This window comes from Vallitalea guaymasensis (assembly GCF_018141425.1).
GTDB lineage: Bacteria > Bacillota > Clostridia > Lachnospirales > Vallitaleaceae > Vallitalea > Vallitalea guaymasensis.
In genome coordinates this window covers 551,002-568,351 of the sequence record NZ_CP058561.1, presented here as the reverse complement: position 1 = coordinate 568,351, position 17,350 = coordinate 551,002, and the positions used below count along the sequence as shown (strand labels likewise).

17 protein-coding genes are annotated in these 17,350 nt (G+C 30.4%); 13 read left to right on the top strand and 4 right to left on the bottom strand.

The window, feature by feature from the left end:
• Positions 1-67 precede the first annotated feature (67 nt).
• Together HYG85_RS02550 and pyk are read left to right on the top strand one after the other, a co-directional pair.
• On the top strand, positions 68-472 hold the full coding sequence (locus HYG85_RS02550; RefSeq protein WP_212692154.1) for a secondary thiamine-phosphate synthase enzyme YjbQ: 405 nt from the start codon (positions 68-70) through the stop codon (positions 470-472).
• Positions 473-650: 178 nt separating this feature from the next.
• Complete coding sequence (gene pyk / locus HYG85_RS02545) at positions 651-2,075, top strand: pyruvate kinase (RefSeq protein WP_242986376.1); 1,425 nt, start codon at positions 651-653, stop codon at positions 2,073-2,075.
• A gap of 30 nt (positions 2,076-2,105) precedes the next feature.
• Here the strand turns inward: pyk and HYG85_RS02540 are convergent, their stop codons facing one another.
• Positions 2,106-3,140 carry a 2-hydroxyacid dehydrogenase gene (locus HYG85_RS02540; protein WP_244971265.1) on the bottom strand — a complete coding sequence of 345 codons (1,035 nt, stop codon included), beginning with the start codon at positions 3,138-3,140 and terminating at the stop codon, positions 2,106-2,108.
• A 206-nt stretch (positions 3,141-3,346) separates the two neighbouring features.
• On the bottom strand, positions 3,347-3,934 hold the full coding sequence (locus HYG85_RS02535) for a hypothetical protein (RefSeq protein WP_212692153.1): 588 nt from the start codon (positions 3,932-3,934) through the stop codon (positions 3,347-3,349).
• Between the two features lie 137 nt (positions 3,935-4,071).
• Here HYG85_RS02535 and HYG85_RS02530 point away from each other — a divergent pair, with 137 nt between their 5' ends.
• From HYG85_RS02530 to HYG85_RS02495, 8 genes are all read left to right on the top strand, one after another.
• Positions 4,072-4,782, top strand: a complete 711-nt coding sequence (locus tag HYG85_RS02530) for a response regulator transcription factor (protein ID WP_212692152.1) — start codon at positions 4,072-4,074, stop codon at positions 4,780-4,782.
• Positions 4,779-6,176 (top strand): sensor histidine kinase, encoded by a 1,398-nt coding sequence (locus HYG85_RS02525; RefSeq protein WP_212692151.1) that lies wholly within the window; start codon positions 4,779-4,781, stop codon positions 6,174-6,176. The genes HYG85_RS02530 and HYG85_RS02525 overlap by 4 nt, the downstream gene beginning before the upstream one ends.
• A gap of 80 nt (positions 6,177-6,256) precedes the next feature.
• On the top strand, positions 6,257-7,084 hold the full coding sequence (locus HYG85_RS02520) for an endonuclease VIII (RefSeq protein ID WP_212692150.1): 828 nt from the start codon (positions 6,257-6,259) through the stop codon (positions 7,082-7,084).
• Between the two features lie 165 nt (positions 7,085-7,249).
• Positions 7,250-8,455: an MFS transporter gene (locus tag HYG85_RS02515; RefSeq protein WP_212692149.1), complete on the top strand. Its 1,206-nt coding sequence runs from the start codon at positions 7,250-7,252 to the stop codon at positions 8,453-8,455.
• A 127-nt stretch (positions 8,456-8,582) separates the two neighbouring features.
• Positions 8,583-9,194: a TetR/AcrR family transcriptional regulator gene (locus HYG85_RS02510; protein WP_212692148.1), complete on the top strand. Its 612-nt coding sequence runs from the start codon at positions 8,583-8,585 to the stop codon at positions 9,192-9,194.
• Positions 9,195-9,208: 14 nt separating this feature from the next.
• Positions 9,209-9,592: an FMN-binding protein gene (locus HYG85_RS02505; protein WP_212692147.1), complete on the top strand. Its 384-nt coding sequence runs from the start codon at positions 9,209-9,211 to the stop codon at positions 9,590-9,592.
• Positions 9,593-9,613: 21 nt separating this feature from the next.
• Entirely contained in the window at positions 9,614-10,105 is a 492-nt protein-coding gene (locus HYG85_RS02500) for a flavodoxin domain-containing protein (protein ID WP_212692146.1), read from the top strand.
• A gap of 175 nt (positions 10,106-10,280) precedes the next feature.
• Positions 10,281-10,772 (top strand): flavodoxin domain-containing protein, encoded by a 492-nt coding sequence (locus tag HYG85_RS02495; RefSeq protein WP_113671515.1) that lies wholly within the window; start codon positions 10,281-10,283, stop codon positions 10,770-10,772.
• 25 nt (positions 10,773-10,797) lie between these two features.
• Here the strand turns inward: HYG85_RS02495 and HYG85_RS02490 are convergent, their stop codons facing one another.
• Positions 10,798-12,156: an NAD(P)H-dependent oxidoreductase gene (locus tag HYG85_RS02490; RefSeq protein WP_212692145.1), complete on the bottom strand. Its 1,359-nt coding sequence runs from the start codon at positions 12,154-12,156 to the stop codon at positions 10,798-10,800.
• 63 nt (positions 12,157-12,219) lie between these two features.
• Entirely contained in the window at positions 12,220-13,272 is a 1,053-nt protein-coding gene (locus HYG85_RS02485; RefSeq protein ID WP_212692144.1) for a GGDEF domain-containing protein, read from the bottom strand.
• 399 nt (positions 13,273-13,671) lie between these two features.
• Between HYG85_RS02485 and HYG85_RS02480 the strand changes: the two genes are divergently transcribed.
• The 3 genes from HYG85_RS02480 (at position 13,672) to HYG85_RS02470 (ending at position 17,303) form a co-directional block, all read left to right on the top strand.
• Positions 13,672-14,433: a DUF4184 family protein gene (locus tag HYG85_RS02480; RefSeq protein WP_212692143.1), complete on the top strand. Its 762-nt coding sequence runs from the start codon at positions 13,672-13,674 to the stop codon at positions 14,431-14,433.
• A 126-nt stretch (positions 14,434-14,559) separates the two neighbouring features.
• Positions 14,560-15,951 (top strand): TldD/PmbA family protein, encoded by a 1,392-nt coding sequence (locus HYG85_RS02475; RefSeq protein ID WP_212692142.1) that lies wholly within the window; start codon positions 14,560-14,562, stop codon positions 15,949-15,951.
• The gene (locus HYG85_RS02470; protein WP_212692141.1) at positions 15,951-17,303 is read left to right on the top strand and encodes a TldD/PmbA family protein; all 1,353 of its coding nucleotides are present in this window, start codon (positions 15,951-15,953) and stop codon (positions 17,301-17,303) included. The genes HYG85_RS02475 and HYG85_RS02470 overlap by 1 nt, the downstream gene beginning before the upstream one ends.
• The last annotated feature ends 47 nt before the right edge of the window (positions 17,304-17,350 follow it).

Here is a 17,350-nt window from a genome sequence, read left to right as displayed (position 1 = left end):
TATTGATTATTTCTAATAATTGGTTTAAACTGAAATATATATAAAATAATAGAATATAGGTGATTATATGATAACTAAGATGATTCAGGTAAAAACCAATAAGCATACTGAGATGATTGATATAACTAGTAAGGTACAGAATATAATAGAATCTGAAGGTGTAGAAGATGGAATATGTACAGTTTTCATACCTCATACAACAGCAGGGGTTACCATCAACGAAAATGCTGATCCAGATGTTACTAGGGATATGTTGATGGAAATGAATAAAATAGTACCCTTAGAAGATGGGTATCGTCATATGGAAGGCAATTCTGCAGCACATATAAAATCAAGTATGATGGGATTCTCAGAAACTATTATAATCAAAGAGGGAAGACTACTATTAGGAACTTGGCAGGGAATATATTTTTGTGAATTTGATGGACCTCGCAATAGAAAAACCATGATTAATATTATTATAGAAAAATAATCACTTTACAAATGAGGCTTTTAGGCGTATAATACAATGGGAAAAACTTTTGTATATAACAAAATATATAGTGGTCAATAAATATTGTTCCACAGTATATATTTTTACAAATTTTTTTTGCAAATTTACGTGTTTATTAGTTAACAATAATATTAATATAAATATAGGAGGTTTAATATTGTATAAAGCAAAAACAAAGATCATTTGTACGATAGGACCTGCCAGTGATAATAGAGAGACTATTACTGAGCTTGTAAAGAATGGACTTAGTATCGCTAGACTGAATCTATCTCATGGAACAAAAGAGTATTATAAGAAGATTATTAATATAATAAAAGAAGTAAGAAAAGAGTTAGATGTTCCAATAGCTATTTTAATGGATACTAGAGGACCTGAAATAAGAACTAAGAATTTTGTTGACGGACAATTGAAGCTGGAAGTAGGTCAACAGATATCAATATGTAATGGAGATTTTGATGGTACCAAAGAAGGTTTTTGTATAACATATCCTACATTATATAAGGATGTGAAAAAAGGTAGCAAAGTATTAATTGACGATGGCTTAATTGAACTTGAAGTAATACAAGTTGATGCCAAAGAGAAAACTATCAAATGCGTTGTAAAAAATGGTGGTATAGTAAAAAATAAAAAAGGTATTAATGTTCCTAATGTAAATGTCAATCTACCTGCTATTACTGAAAAAGACAAAGAGGAAATACTTTACGGTCTTGAACATGATATTGATTTTATAGCTGCTTCCTTTATTAGAAAAGAGGAAGATGTTCTAGAAATCAGGAAATTCATTGATGATAATGGTGGCAAGGATGTTAAGATAATATCTAAGATCGAGAACCAGCAAGGGGTAGACAATATTGATTCAATCATAAAAGTCTCTGATGCGATTATGATAGCTCGTGGTGATCTAGGAGTGGAGACACCAACAGAGTTAATACCTATTGTTCAAAAGATGATAATTGATAAATGTAATCAAAATGAGCTGCCTGTAATTACAGCTACTCAGATGCTTGATTCCATGATAAAGAACCCAAGACCAACAAGAGCAGAAGTTTCTGATGTTGCTAATGCTATTATTGATGGAACAGATGCTATTATGTTGTCAGGGGAGACAGCTGCTGGATTATATCCAGTTGAAGCAGTAAAAGTGATGAGTAAGATTGCATATGCTTCTGAAAGCATGACTGACCACGAACAGAGAAATATCTGCAAAAAAAGCAAGACAAGTATTACACATGCTGTTAGTTATTCGGCTTATACTACTGCAATACACCTAAAAGCAAAAGCTGTAATTTGTCCTACTTATAGTGGTAATACTGCTAGAATGATTTCTATGTACAGACCTAATGTGCAGATAATTGCAGTAACTAGTGATGAAAAAGTTAGAAGACAAATGCAATTATTATGGGGTGTTACTCCGTTATTCTTAAAACAGGAAACGTCTACAGACATATTATTTTATAAATCAGTGATTATGGCAAGAGAATTAGGTATAGTTAATTCAAAAGACTTGGTGGTAATAACAGCTGGTGTTCCTCTTGCAGAAGGAAGTAAAACTAACTTAATGAAAGTACAAGTAGTAGAATAAACTAGAGGGGCTTAACAGCCCCTCTTACTTTTAGTTGACTTTTTTAATTGCACAACCATTCTCATCGCATATATAGGCTATCTCATTTTTTAATGGTTTGCCTTCATCAAATTGTGTAATACTATTAAACGTAGTTGTGGCTATATTATTTAGCGCCTCTTTTGTAAAGTAGGCTTGATGTGATGTAATCAGTACGTTAGGGAATGTTATAAGTCTTGACAATATATCATCATTGACCCCTTCTACAGAGAAATCTTCATAGAAATATTTATCTTCTTCTTCATATACATCCAAGGCAGCACTACCTATTTTATGTTCTTTAAGCCCTTCTATCAAATCTTTGGAATTAATTAATTTACCTCTACCAGTATTAACAATCATAACTCCATCCTTCATCTTATTAATACTTTTTTCACTAATTATATATTCTGTATCTTTTGTTAAAGGACAATGTAAAGTGATAATATCACTTTCTTTAAATAGGGTATTAAGGGGAACATAACTAAAACCTAACTCTTTGGCTGAATTATTATCAGGATATATGTCATAAGCGATAACATTACACTCAAAGCCTTTTAGAATCTTAATTAGAATTTTTGCTATTTTACCTGTACCAATGACACCTACTGTTTTTTGGTACATATCAAATCCTAATAAACCACTTAGAGAGAAGTTAAGATCTTTTGTCCTATTGTGTGATTTGTGTATTTTCCTGTTCAATGTGAGCATCATAGACATTGTGAATTCAGCTATTGCATGGGGGGAATAAGCTGGAACATGAACCACATGTACTTTCCCTTGTGCTGCTTTAAAATTAACATTATTATAACCTGCACAACGAAGTGCAATCAATTTAACTCCATATTCATATAGTTTATTTACAACAAATGAAGGAGCCTTGTCTTGTACGAATATAGAAACTACATCAAACCCTTCCGTAAGCTTTACTGTTTTATCACTTAAACGTTCTTCAAAGTATGTTATCTCAAAACCATAATCCTTATTTAAAACTTCAAATATTTCTTTGTCGTATGGTTTAGTATCAAAAAATGCTATTTTCAACATATCGGTCACCTCTTATATTATAGTTAAGTAAATTTTAATATATTATTCATGAGAATAAATAATAATTATTATTAATTAGGTATTATTATAAATTAATAATTTTTATAAGTCAAGTATGAATGATTAATAAAAAAATAGATCCTGCTTTGGATATTTGGCAGAATCTATCTTTTTTAAGTTTAGAAGTCTTAATTACTTATGAAATCTTATTCTATTATAGATTTTATAGTCAATAAATCATTGTAAGTTTGCTCTTTTAACTCTAATATTTGACTAAGAAGGTTTGCTGCTGATTCGAAGTCTTGAGAGGACATAGCAGTTTTAGCATCTTCTCTTAGAGATTTAACCATAGAATGTCTTTCTTTAATTGCTTCTAAATAAGGTTTTATTTCATCTTTGTGATTTTTGAATTGTGACTTCAAATCCTGGAATAATAATTTTTCGTCTTTTACCTGTTGTGTCAATTCTGTTCTCAAGGTATTGAAACTATCTCTTGTAGTAGAAAATTCATCTTTTAATGCTTTGTTTGATTCTTTTTTTGCATCAATTCTGCTTTTTATTTCATCTGCTTGAGATTTGAAGCTATCCTTTTCTGAATCCCTAATATCTTTTATTGAATCTCTAGTGATTTTGATGTTTTCGTTCATATCCTTTATGTCATCTCTTAACTCAATAACATTCTCTGGAATCTGAACTTTTTCTTTCACATTTTCTGGAGCACTCTCTGCAAGAGCAGATATACCTGAGAAAGTCATTATTCCAAGTATTAAAATAGTTGATACAAGTTTTTTCATATTAATCATCCTTTCAAATTTTTTCTTAACTTGTTTACAGTTATAGTGTAAAATAAAAATACGGCAGAATATTATTGTAAATGTGGAAAAAGTATGTAAAAAGAAATTTTGATTCTAAAACAGTGGAGGATAGGAATATGACAGATAAATTGATCTATGTGGTTGATGACGAGAAGAGTATTCGAGATTTGATAAAAGCATATTTAGTAAAAGAAGGATATACAGTCAAAACCTTTCAAAGCGGGGAATCAGCATTGGCAGCCTTTAATAATACTAAGTGCCATTTGATGGTTATTGATATTATGATGACCGGTATGGATGGTTATGAATTATGTAGAGAAATTAGGAAGTCCAGTGATATACCAATAATTATGGTTTCAGCAAAAGATGATGAGATTGACAGGATATTAGGTCTGGAGCTTGGAAGTGATGACTATCTATCAAAACCTTTCAGTCCAAGAGAGTTAGTAGTTCGTATCAAAAATATATTCAGAAGAATTGATAAATCCAACGGCAATAATATGGATGAAAAAGAAATAAATAAATTGTTAATAAATGATTTGATAATTTTAGAAGATGAAAGAAAAGCTGTAGCTAATGGTAATGAATTAAAGCTTACCAACAAAGAGTTTGAGTTTCTATTATTTATGGTTAAAAATAAGAATAGAGCATTTTCAAGAGAGCAAATACTAGATAACATATGGGGATATGATTATTATGGTGAAGAAAGAGCTGTAGATGACTTAGTAAAGAGAATCAGAAAGAAATTGAGAGAAAATAGTTCAAAGGTTGAAATATTAACAGTTTGGGGTTATGGTTACAAAATTGTTGACCAAGGTGAATCATGAGAAGAAATATTACGAAGAAAGTCATCCTACAATTCATACCCCTTATAATAGGTGCATTACTTGTTAGCAGCATTGTAGCCAATATTGCTATAAAAGTATTTTTAGAGAAAAAAGTTATGGAAGATCTTACTAATGAAGCAGCTATCATAAGAAATGTTATTACTACAGAAATTGGTAATGAAAAAAATATTGATAGAGAAAAGTTCAAAGATGTAATTATGCGTTCTCATAAGCTGGATAAGGTCGGCTTGGATAGCAGACTTGAAGTAATTACTAAAACAGCTAATAATGTTGTTATGTCCCAATCAAAAGACTCACAGTTTGATAGTCAGATGTTAACTGAATTAACTAATAGAATACAGAAAGGCAAAGAAAGCTTTATTATTAAAAATGATAAAGACGATTTTAAATATTATATTACTGTGCTTCCAATAAATAAATTAGTTAATAATAATAGAAAAGTAAGGTACTGGGTCATTTTGTATACCACTACTAAAGAAGTTTCTAATCTGACAAACACCATATTGAGAATAAACATTCTGATTATGATTATTATAGGTTTCATATCCATCGTTATTGGAGTATTTTTCGCAAGGTCATTGACAAAGCCTATAATAAAATTAAAAAACAGAGCCAACAGAATATCAAAAAGGGATTTTGACTCAATAGAGATGATTAATACAGGAGATGAAATAGAGGAACTAAGCGAATCTCTGGAACATATGGTTAATGAGCTAAAGAATTATGATGAATCCCAAAAAAGATTTTTGCAGAATGCCTCACATGAATTGAAGACACCGTTGACATCTATTAGTGGATATGCAGAGGGATTGAAAGATGGGGTTTTTGATAATACCGAAGAGGCTCTTGATACCATTATTGATGAAAGTTTAAGGCTGAAAAAACTAGTTGAGCAAATAATATTTCTATCTAAATTAGAAACTACGCATGAATTTTTTGAGATGAAGGTTGTTGATCTAAAAGAATTAATAGGAAATGCAGTTAAAAAAGTCTACGGATTATCGGCTAAGAAATCAGTAAATGTCAAACTAGATATAGAAGATAGGATTAATATATATGCAGATGAAGATAAGTTGATTCAAGGCTTTATCAATATCCTATCAAACTGTATTAGACACGCAGAATCTAATATAGATATTGCTGTTAAACAAGAACAAGAGTTATGTCATATTATCATCAGTGATGATGGTAATGGTTTCAGTAAAGAAGATTTAGAGAATTTATTCGACAGATTCTATAAAGGAGCGAATGGTAGTACAGGTCTAGGTATGACCATAACCAAATCCATTATCAATAAACATGGTGGACAAATCAGAGTCTCCAATAATGAGAATGGGGGAGCCAATTTTATTGTGACTTTCAAAACTATTTAGTAGTAAATATGACATACTGTTGTCAAGTTAACTATGTTAAATTATATGTGTTGATCTTTTATTTGAATGGAGGGAAAGTCTTGATTGAGATACCAGAGGCGATAGCATTATCACAACAAATTAATGATACACTTATAGGCAAAAAAATCAGTAAAGTATTAGCTAATGGTTCACCACACAAATTTGCTTGGTTTTTTGGTGAGCCAGAAGAGTATCATGAAAAATTAGCAGGTAAGACAATAGATGAATCAATAGCATTTGGGGGATACGTTGAAATTATTCTAGATTCTACACGATTAGTTTTTGGGGATGGTGTGAACTTGAAGGTTTTATACAAAGATGAGAAGATTCCCAAGAAACATCAGCTTTTAATCGAGTTTGAAGATAATTCATTGCTTATTGCATCTGTCCAGATGTATGGAGGCATGTGGTGTTTTGAAGAGGGAGAGTTTGAAAATATATATTATGAAATTGCAAAAGAGAAACCTTCTCCATTATCTGAAAAATTTGATTATGATTATTACAAAAAAATAATATCCCATGAAGAAGTACAAAATAAAAGTGCAAAAGCTTTATTGGCTACTGAACAGAGGATACCAGGATTGGGAAATGGAGTATTACATGACATATTGTTTAATGCTAAAATAAATCCCAAGAGAAAAGTCTCATCATTTTCACAAGATGAAATAGACAAACTATATGAATCTATTAAATCCACTTTACACGAAATGACTCTAAAAGGTGGTAGAGATACTGAGAAAGATTTATTTGGCTGTTCAGGAGGTTACAAAACCATATTAAGCAAAAAGACATATAAGGAACCATGTAAAATATGTGGAGGCAATATAATAAAAAAAGCTTATTTGGGAGGCAGTATTTATTATTGTGAAACTTGTCAGCCAGAATAAGTTAAATAAAGCAAGGTAGGGGAATAAAAAATAATTCCTCAACCTTTTTTTATGTTTATTATTATATAGAATTATGATATAATCATTAAAATATTTATATAGAAACTATATGAAACATTATTTATGAACATATCTTAATTAAATCATAGGAAGAGAGACAAGATCATGACAAAACTTTTTACAATGAAGAAAGAAATGGTTATATATTTTATTATTTTAGCACTCACTGCACTTGGTTTAGGATTGTCCAATGATATTTTTTCTAATTATTTTAAGGATGCTTATAATATTACAGCTTATCAACGTGGTATAATAGAATTTCCTAGAGAATTGCCTGGAATGTTATGTATTTTTGTTGTTACTGCATTATCTTTCATGGGAGATATAAGACTTTCTATCATTGCACAAATATTGAGTTTTATAGGTATTGCAGTGTTAGGATTTATAACACCAACATTTTCTGTGATGTTAATATTTCTATTCATCAATTCTATGGGAATGCACTTATTCTTTCCTTTACAAGACAGTATTGGAATTTCTTTGATTGATGATGAAAAGATAGGTAAAAGAATGGGGCAATATAAAGGGGTATTTACTGCTTTCAGTATGGTTGCAGCTATTATGGTGTTCTTAGGCTTTAGAACCAATGTTTTTAGTTTTACTACTAAGATTAAGTACATATTTGTTATTGATGCTGTAATATTTCTTGTGATAATTGTTTTATTCGTATATCTATTGAAATTATTGAAAAGACCTTTGGTAAAAAAGAAAAAATTAAAATTCGTATTTCGTAGAGAATATAAATATTATTATATATTAGCTATTATGCACGGGGTTCAGAAACAGATAATGGTAGTGTATGGTCCGTGGGTTCTTATAGACATTCTCAATAAAAAAGCGGATACATTAGCTATTCTCATGATGATAGGCAGCTTCATCGGAATTTTCTTTATACCAGCAGTTGGTAGATGGCTGGATCGTTTTGGAGTGAAAAAATTATTATATGCTGATGCATTATCATTTATTGGTGTATATGTTGCGTATGGTTTGATTACTACTGGATTTGATACAGGAAAGCTTCCACTTGTTGGTTTACCAGTTATCTTAGCTTATAGCCTAATTATAATTGATAAGATGTCCATGCAAATGGGAATGGTAAAGACTGTATATTTACGCTCAATAGCAGTTGATATGTCAGATATAACACCCACCTTATCCATGGGAATTAGTATGGACCATGTTGTTTCTATATTATGTGCTTATATTGGTGGTATAATATGGAGTGCATGGGGACCACAGTACATATTCTTTTTTGCTGCTACCTTATCCCTTGTCAATCTATTTGTGGCAAAAAAAGTTCAAATTAAATAATAGATATTAATAATATAAATTTTATACCCCTTCCTATTGACTACAGGGGTATAAAAATATATAATAAAATTAAACAGTGTTTAATAATTAAATATTGTTTAATATGATCTGGAAGAGTTAGGTAATTATGAGTAGACAAAGGCAAATAAATAAAAAAGAAGAAATAAAACAATTAATATTGAATACTGCAAGAGAAATAATGGTAGAAGAGGGAATTGATAAAATATCCATAAGAAAGATTACCAATACATTAGATTATTCTCCAGGTATTGTGTATCACTATTTCAAGGATAAAGATGAGATTACAGAAATACTATTAAAAGAAGGCTATGGAGAAATCTTAAACAGTCTTAGGGATGTAAAAGACCATGGAAATGAGCCGGAGAAAGAAATAAGAGCGAGATTTATAAGTTATATTAATGCTGTTCTCAAGTTTTCCGAATACTACTTAGCAATAGTCCTAAGTGACAAGGCATCTATATTGCAATATACAAGTATACTTCACAAAGGGGTCAGTGAAGACAGAAAATCAATTAAGATATTATGTGACAGCATTAGAAAGGGGATACAATTAAATCAGTTCAAAGAATGTAACGTTGAGCTTACAGCTCAAGCTTTATGGGTTTCCATTTTTGGATTAACTGTGCGATTGATTATTGAAGGGGAGATTGATATAGAGCAAAAAGAAAAATTAATCAATCAGCAATTGGATATTCTGATAAGTGGAATCAAAAAATAATAAGAGGTGGTTTGATGAAGAAGCTAAAAAAACGCAGTAAAGTTTTATTGATAATATTAGGCATCCTTGTTATAGCATTTTTCGCAGTAAAATCAATTCATGTAAAGGAGATTGAGGTTAGTAATATTGACCTTAATACCTTGGAAGATGGTATTTATAAAGGAAGTCATGATTCTACATTAGTCAAGGTACGGGTTAGTGTGGAAGTTGAAAATCATACGATCAAGACTATCGTTATTGATGAACATCAAACAGGTCTAGGGAAAAAAGCAGAAGCTATGACAGAAAAGATTATTGAAAAACAATCGTTACAGGTGGATGGTATAACTGGAGCTACAGTTAGTAGTAATGCTATAAAAAAAGCCATAGAAGATGCATTGAGTAAAGACCAACAATAAATATAATTAGGGAGGTTTGTTATGAGTACTTTAATAGTTTATGGAACAAAATATGGCTTTACAGGAAAATGTGCAAAAGCTCTAGAGAATGAATTAAATGGTAAAGTTGATATTATCAATTTACAGAGTGAAAGCATAAAGGACTTATCTGGTTATGAAAAAATCATTATTGGAGGTCCTATATATGCAGGGCAGCTTCGTAAAAATGTTAAGCAATTCTGTGTAGATAACCTTAACATGTTATTGAGTAAAAAAGTAGGATTATATATATCATGTTCAATGACAGGAGATGACGCAATAAAACAAATAAAAAACGCTTTTCCAGAGGCGCTGTATAAAAGAGCAGTGATTAAAGACTATCTTGGTGGAGAAGTCAATCTAGAAAAGGCACGTTTTTTTGATCGCCTAATCATTAAGATGGTATCAAAATCTGATGATAGTACCCCAAATAGGAATAATGGAATATGTATGGATAACGTAAAAAGATTTGCAGATGCTATAAATAATTGTTAATAGTATATTATAATTATATTTAATGGTGAAAGAAGAACTATTTATTCACAACTTCTTTTACCATTAATTTTTTTGTGTTATAATCAAATGGCTGTGTATTAAATAGATAGAATCTAATCTGTAATATTAAGATATAATATATATATTAAAATTTTTATGAGTGGGAGGTATATATATGAGTGTTTTAATAGTCTTTAGTACCAAATACGGCTTTACAGAAAAATGTATTAAAGTTTTACGTAATGATTTACAAGGTGAAGTGAAGATAGTTAATATTCAACAGGAAATGATTAAAGACATAAGCTGCTATGATAAGATTATTATTGGAGGACCTATTTATGTAGGAAGATTCCAGAAAAAACTACGGAGATTTTGTTCGGATAATCTGCAGATTCTGTTAGATAAAAAAATCGGATTGTTTGTAACGTGTTCTGTAGGTGGGGATATTGCGATTAAGCAATTGAATGATGCTTTCCCTAGTGAGTTATGTAGAAATACTATTGTAAAAGGGTGTTTTGGAGGAGAAATCAATAAGGAAAAAGCTAGATTTTTTCATAGACTAATTGTAAAGATGGTTTCAAAAACTGATAGTTCCAGTACTCATAGAAATAACGGTATGATTATAGAAAGCATCAATGAATTTGCAGGTATAATAAATAGTAGATAACATATTTATTATACCTGTATTTAGATTACTTGTTTATAGCTTCTTTATAAGGTTTTATGATAGCTTCATTCATTTTACCTTTTGATTTTGCCTTAACTGAAGGTATTGACATGAGCCATCCTATTAATATCATTTTAATCATGGTCTTTCTTTTTTTCTGAGGGAAATCGTATATACCATGTTTCTTATAAAACTTATGGTCTTCTTTCATAAGTCCACGCATTACATAAATTAGGTCCCTAAATATCTTCATGCCTCCAACTCCATAAAAATTCTCAGGCAGTACTAATTTGTTTTCAAGGGCAAACTCAGTTTGCAGGGATAGGTTCATCAAATTATTTTTAATCACATCATTATCTTTGCTTTCATCACATACTACAGAAGTTAAATAATTGTGACCAACTTCACTTCTGCCTTCAACAATAGTCTTCAGGTTACTTTCTTTTGAATATTCACCGCTTAATATATAACCTACTGGCATACCCATAGTGACTGTTCTATGCCCATTACAGAACTGTCTATCGTTGTATAGCTTGAATGAAGCTCCCATGGAATGATCTTTTATTGTAGCCGCATATATTATTGAATCAGCTTTTTGGATGGTATTACGTAACAAATCTTCAAAACCATCTTTATAAATACATTTACCGTCAGATGCACAATTAAAACAACCAAGACATCCACCAGAAAACTTGAAGTCATTGATGTTAATTATTTTTGTTTTATACTTATATGTGGCACAAAAATCATCTATCATATTTTTTAGACTAACATCTTCATCAGTACAGTTAGTAACAATTACCGTTTCAAAATCAGGCTTTACATCATTCTTATCAAGGCTTCTATCATATACGAAATCAAATTTAGAAGGTGTATGATTAGCTATATTAATAACATTACTCTTAACAGAAAATCTTACATATTTCCAAAAAAGTTTAAGCTCTTTTCTTCCTTTTTCTGTAAGTAGATCATCCATATCACAAGATATACCCTTAATATATTTTAACTCCATATCATTACAGTTATCTTCAATATAATGATGTGCTGTAATGTCAAAAAAATGTTTGGAGGTAGTTAACTGTGTTGCAAATTTACCTTTTAGATTGGTAAGAAGACTAGATTGTTTCATTAGCTCAATAAATCTATGAAGTTGATAGGGAGCGATGAATGTATAGACAGGATAAGAAAAAAGTATTAGATCATAGTTACTCAACTTCTGCATGATCGTTTCAAATTGGTCAGGTTTCTCTAATTTTTTTATTTGCTGACCAACATTAATTATTTCAAAACTATCATCTTGAAATTGTTTTTCTAAATATAAAACTGATTGTAAGGTTACACTATACTTTCCTTTTGGGCTTCCATTCAATACTGCTACTTGCATATTTACACCTCATTAAATTTTATTTTTTAAAGATTTACTTTATATCTTGTATTCTATAAATAATCAATCATGGATTATAAACTTGTTTCTACCATTGGATTTAGCTTCATAAAGTGCTAAATCGGCTCTACTTAATAAATCAGTTACTGTATCATTGGGTTTTAATCTAGTTAAACCAATGCTAATTGATGAATCAAGATTTTTTGTATGACCTATCTTTTGGATTGCTTCCAATAGATCATTCATCTTAGATTTTACGATGGTTTCATCTCCAGTATAAATGATGGCAAATTCATCGCCACCCCATCTAGCTAATATATTGGGTGCTTTTATAATTTCACCAGCTTTTTTGGCGAAACTTATTAATAAGTCATCACCAATAAGATGTCCGTAAGTATCATTGATTTTCTTGAAGTTATCAACATCCAATAGAGCTACATATATATTAGAGCTAGATATCTCCTGGTCACTTATCAGAGCCTGAAGATATTCATCAAAGATTCTTCTATTATTTACATGGGTAAGTGAATCATAAGTTGCTAGATTATGCAATTTATAATTAGCTTCTTTTAATTTTATACTGTATTCTTCTTGTTTTTTCTTTTCAGTAGTATATGCATTAGCAAATTGTTTGATTAAATAATATGATGCATATAATGTTAGTGGGATTTGTATAAGTCTATCCCAAAATTGTGAATCGGTTGGATGTGTATTAATTAAATCGGGTCTCAAATGTTCAAATATGTAGAGTCCTGTAAAAGTTCCAATCAACAGGATTATCAATATGGTTCTTTTTTTTGAATTAAATAGATATGTAATGCATATTAAGATGATAAATACATAGGCAATTGTATTATTAGCAGTTCCACCTGAATCAAACCATCCAACTGGGATAAAGAACAAAATTATAAATATAAAAAATATAAATTTTACATGTTCTTTTTTAGGGGTTTCCTTAGTCTCATAATATAATGCGAAGAAACACATAATTATTAAACAAATCCATTTTGTGTTGACTATGAGAGGAAATTTAAATATTATATTACCGACTATACATATAGTTGATAAAACTATACCAGTTTTTACTATTGAGTTGAAAATTTTATTTTCTAACATTTTACACTCTCATTTCTTATGAATGAATATTAATAGTATCGTTAGTTCTCTAGTAAAGTTTATTGTTTAATTTTATCATATACCCACTGTCCTTTCAATGTAGGTGATAGATTAATTAGATATTATTATTGATAGCATAAGGTTAATTTGAATTATTTACCACTGCATAAAATGAAACTTTTCATAAATTGTTTTCGTCTTATAAGTGTTAAATATTTTAGGTAACTCCATACCTAATGCTATTTTAACTAATTATTACATTTTTTTGGCAGATAATTATTATCTGCCTCTTTTTTTTATCCTAACTACTTAAGCTTTTTTAATTAAGTTTTAACTTAAGTCTAATATAGTCATGCTATAATCTTATAAAATGAATATAATTTATAGGTGGTGAAAATAATGCCTTTTACTTTATCGCATCCAGCAATTGTCTTGCCTTTTGGAATGAAAAAAAATAAATATGTAGATTTTACAGCTCTTGTAATTGGATCAATGGCACCTGATTTTGAGTACTTTTTACACTTTAGACCTTATAGAACTATTGGTCATAGTTTTTTGGGACAATTATATTTTAATTTACCTTTAATATTAATACTTGCATTAGTATTTCATTACATAATTAAAGAACCTATGATAACCAATTTACCTAAGCCTTTTTGCAATAACTATTATTATATTGCTAGAGATAAGTGGAAATTAAACTCAGTATTAAGAATAATTGTCTTTATATATTCAGCTTTGATTGGAGCATTTTCACATATTTTTTGGGATGGGTTTACACATTCCACTGGTTTTTTTGTAGAAAAATTCCAGGTGCTAAGAGAATATATAGATATTGCTGGTATTAGACTTCCAGTGTACAATCTGTTACAACATTTTAGTTCAATCATGGGATTGATAGTAATATTTTTATTTATCATCTATAAACGAGATAAAAATTCACATATGGGTGTTAAGAATGCAACAGCTAATAAAATAATTTACTGGTGTGGTGTGATATTAATAACAATCTTCGTTATGATAATAAAAAGAATGCTGACAGGAAAGTATCTGATAGCAAGCTTAATCATTACATCTATAAATGGATTTTTCATAGGGTTGATTATCATGTCAATATTAATAAAAGTAAAAAGCAAGATTAGTTTAATTAAATTAGAATAATGTGCTTATATTTCCATTAATTTAATAAATATGATAGTATAAAATATATAATTTTTTAATTTTGCCGATATACTTGGCATATAATGATTAATTATAATTATAGTTTTAATATGAGGAGGGAATTAATTGTTAAGTAAATCGTTAGTTGAAGATGTTTTGACAGCAGCAGTTTCTACTGGAGGGGACTTCGCAGAGATATTTGCAGAGGACAGAAATGATACACAATTATCCTTAGTAGGTGGAAAGCTTGAAAAAAGTGTTTCAGGTAAGATATATGGTATAGGGATTAGAATATTCAATGGACTAAATTGTGTTTATGCTTATACTAATAACTCCACCAGAGATAATCTGATAAAGGTAGCTAAAGAAGCTGCGTCCGCTATTAAGGGTGCGAAATATAATTTGGTACTTAACTTTAATAAAGGTGAAGCCCGTAATATCCATCCTATCAAAATTATGCCTAGTTCAATATCAAAATTCAATAAAGTAGATTTAATGAGATCAGCATATGAAGCTGCAAAAGGATATGACCCTCTTATTTCACAAGTGAAAGTACAGTATCTAGACCATAATCAAAAGGTATTTATTGCTAACACAGAAGGTACTTTTGTAGAAGACAATAGAATCCGTTCTAGAATTATGATTCAATCTATAGCTTCTAGAAATGGAGAAATGCAAACAGGTATACATGGACCAGGAGCGCAAATGGGCTATGAGTTTTTTGATAAGATTGATGTGAATGGATACGCAGAAGATTCAGCTAGGATGGCAAAAACAATGTTATTAGCTGATTATTGTCCTAGCGGTAAAATACCAGTTATAATCAATAATTGTTTTGGTGGAGTGTTATTTCATGAATCGTGTGGTCATGGATTAGAAGCTACCAGTGTAGCTAAAAAATCATCAGTATTCGCTGACAAACTTGGGGAACAGGTTGCATCAGAATTAGTTACTGCAATTGACGATGGAACTATACCTAATGCTTGGGGCTCAATAAATATAGATGATGAAGGTTCAAAAGCTAGGAAAAACGTATTAATAGAAAATGGTATTCTAAAAGGTTATATGATAGATAAATTCAACGGACGTCGAATGAATATGGAGTCAACAGGTTCTGGCAGAAGAGAATCCTATCGTTTTGCTCCAACTTCAAGAATGACTAATACATACATTGCAGCAGGTAAGTCAACAAGAGAAGAAATAATAGCCAATACTGAATATGGATTATTCGCTAAGAGTCTTGGCGGAGGTTCTGTAAATACATCAACAGGTGAATTCAATTTTGCTGTAACTGAAGGTTATATTGTTAAGAATGGTAAGATTGATAGACCTGTTCGTGGAGCTACTTTAATAGGAACAGGAATAGAAGTTCTCGAGAAAATCGATATGGTTGGCAATAATGTAGACCATGGTCAAGGTATGTGTGGTTCTATTAGTGGTAGTATACCAGTCAATGTAGGGCAGCCTACTATTAGAGTAAGCAAAATGACTGTTGGTGGAAGGGATGGTGATAAATAGTGGATAATAAGAAAATGATTAAAATGTTATTTGATAAGGGTAAAAAAGCTGGATTCGAAGAAATGGAAGTATACATTTATAATAAAAAAGGACTTAGTTTAAAGGTGTTCAAAGGCGATGTTGATACTTTTGAGAATTCCGTTGAAGAAGGACTTTCATTTAGAGGATTGTATAATAATAAAATGGGTTACTCATATACTGAAAAATTAGATGAAAGCTGTATTGACATGCTCATAGAGGAAGCCATGGAAAATGCTAAGATAATTGATAACGATGACGTTGATATTATATTTGAAGGTTCTAAAGAATATAAAAATGTGACTACTTATAATAGGGACTCAGAAAAAATAAGTACTGAACAGAAGATTGATTATCTGATACAGTTAGAAAATGAAATATTCAAAAAAGATAATAGAGTTGTTGCCATGCCTTATAATATACTTGAGGAGACTACTAATAGTACAATAATCAGTAATACCAAAGGACTTAATCTTGAATATAAATCCAACCGTGTAGAAACATATGCATTCATTGATGTAAAAGAAGATGGAGATGTAAAAGCAGCATATAGATATAAAGTTGCTGATGACCTAAACAAAATAGATGGTAAGAGCATAGCTGCAGAAATAGTAGACGAAGCAATATCAATGCTTGGAGCCACTCAAATAAAATCAGGGAAATATCCAATTATCCTTAGAGCTGATGTATCAGCACAAATTCTAAGGGCATTTGCACCAATTTTCTCAGCTGATAATGTACATAAAGATTTATCCCTATTAAAAGGTAAGATAGGGGAAAAGATAGCTAATCCAGCAATTACTATTGTAGATGATCCTTTTATGAAAGGTGGAGCATACACTAAGCCATTTGATGCAGAAGGAGTGGCTAGTAAATACAAGAAACTGGTTAGCAACGGTATCTTGAAAACTTATTTCCATAATCTTAAGACAGCTACCAAAGATGGTGTAGAGTCTACAGGTAATGCATATAAAGCTGCTTACAATTCAATCATAGATATTGCACCTACCAACATGTATATAGAAATAGGTAAGAAAAGCTTGGATGAGTTGATTGGAAGTGTAGAAGAAGGTTTATTAATTATTGATGTACAAGGTTTGCATTCGGGATTGAGTACCATTTCAGGAGATTTTTCTGTTTCTGCTTATGGCTATGAAATCAAACAAGGTAAAATTGCCAGACCAGTTAATCAGATTACCATATCCGGTAATTATATAGAGATGATGAAAAATATTGAAGACATAGGAAATGACTTGGAATTCGTAATGCCTAGTAGAGGATATGTTGGTTCACCATCCTTAAAAATCAGTAGTTTATCTGTAGCAGGAGAATAACCAAAAAGATAATGCTCTTGACAATATTGTTGAGAGCTTTTTTTATC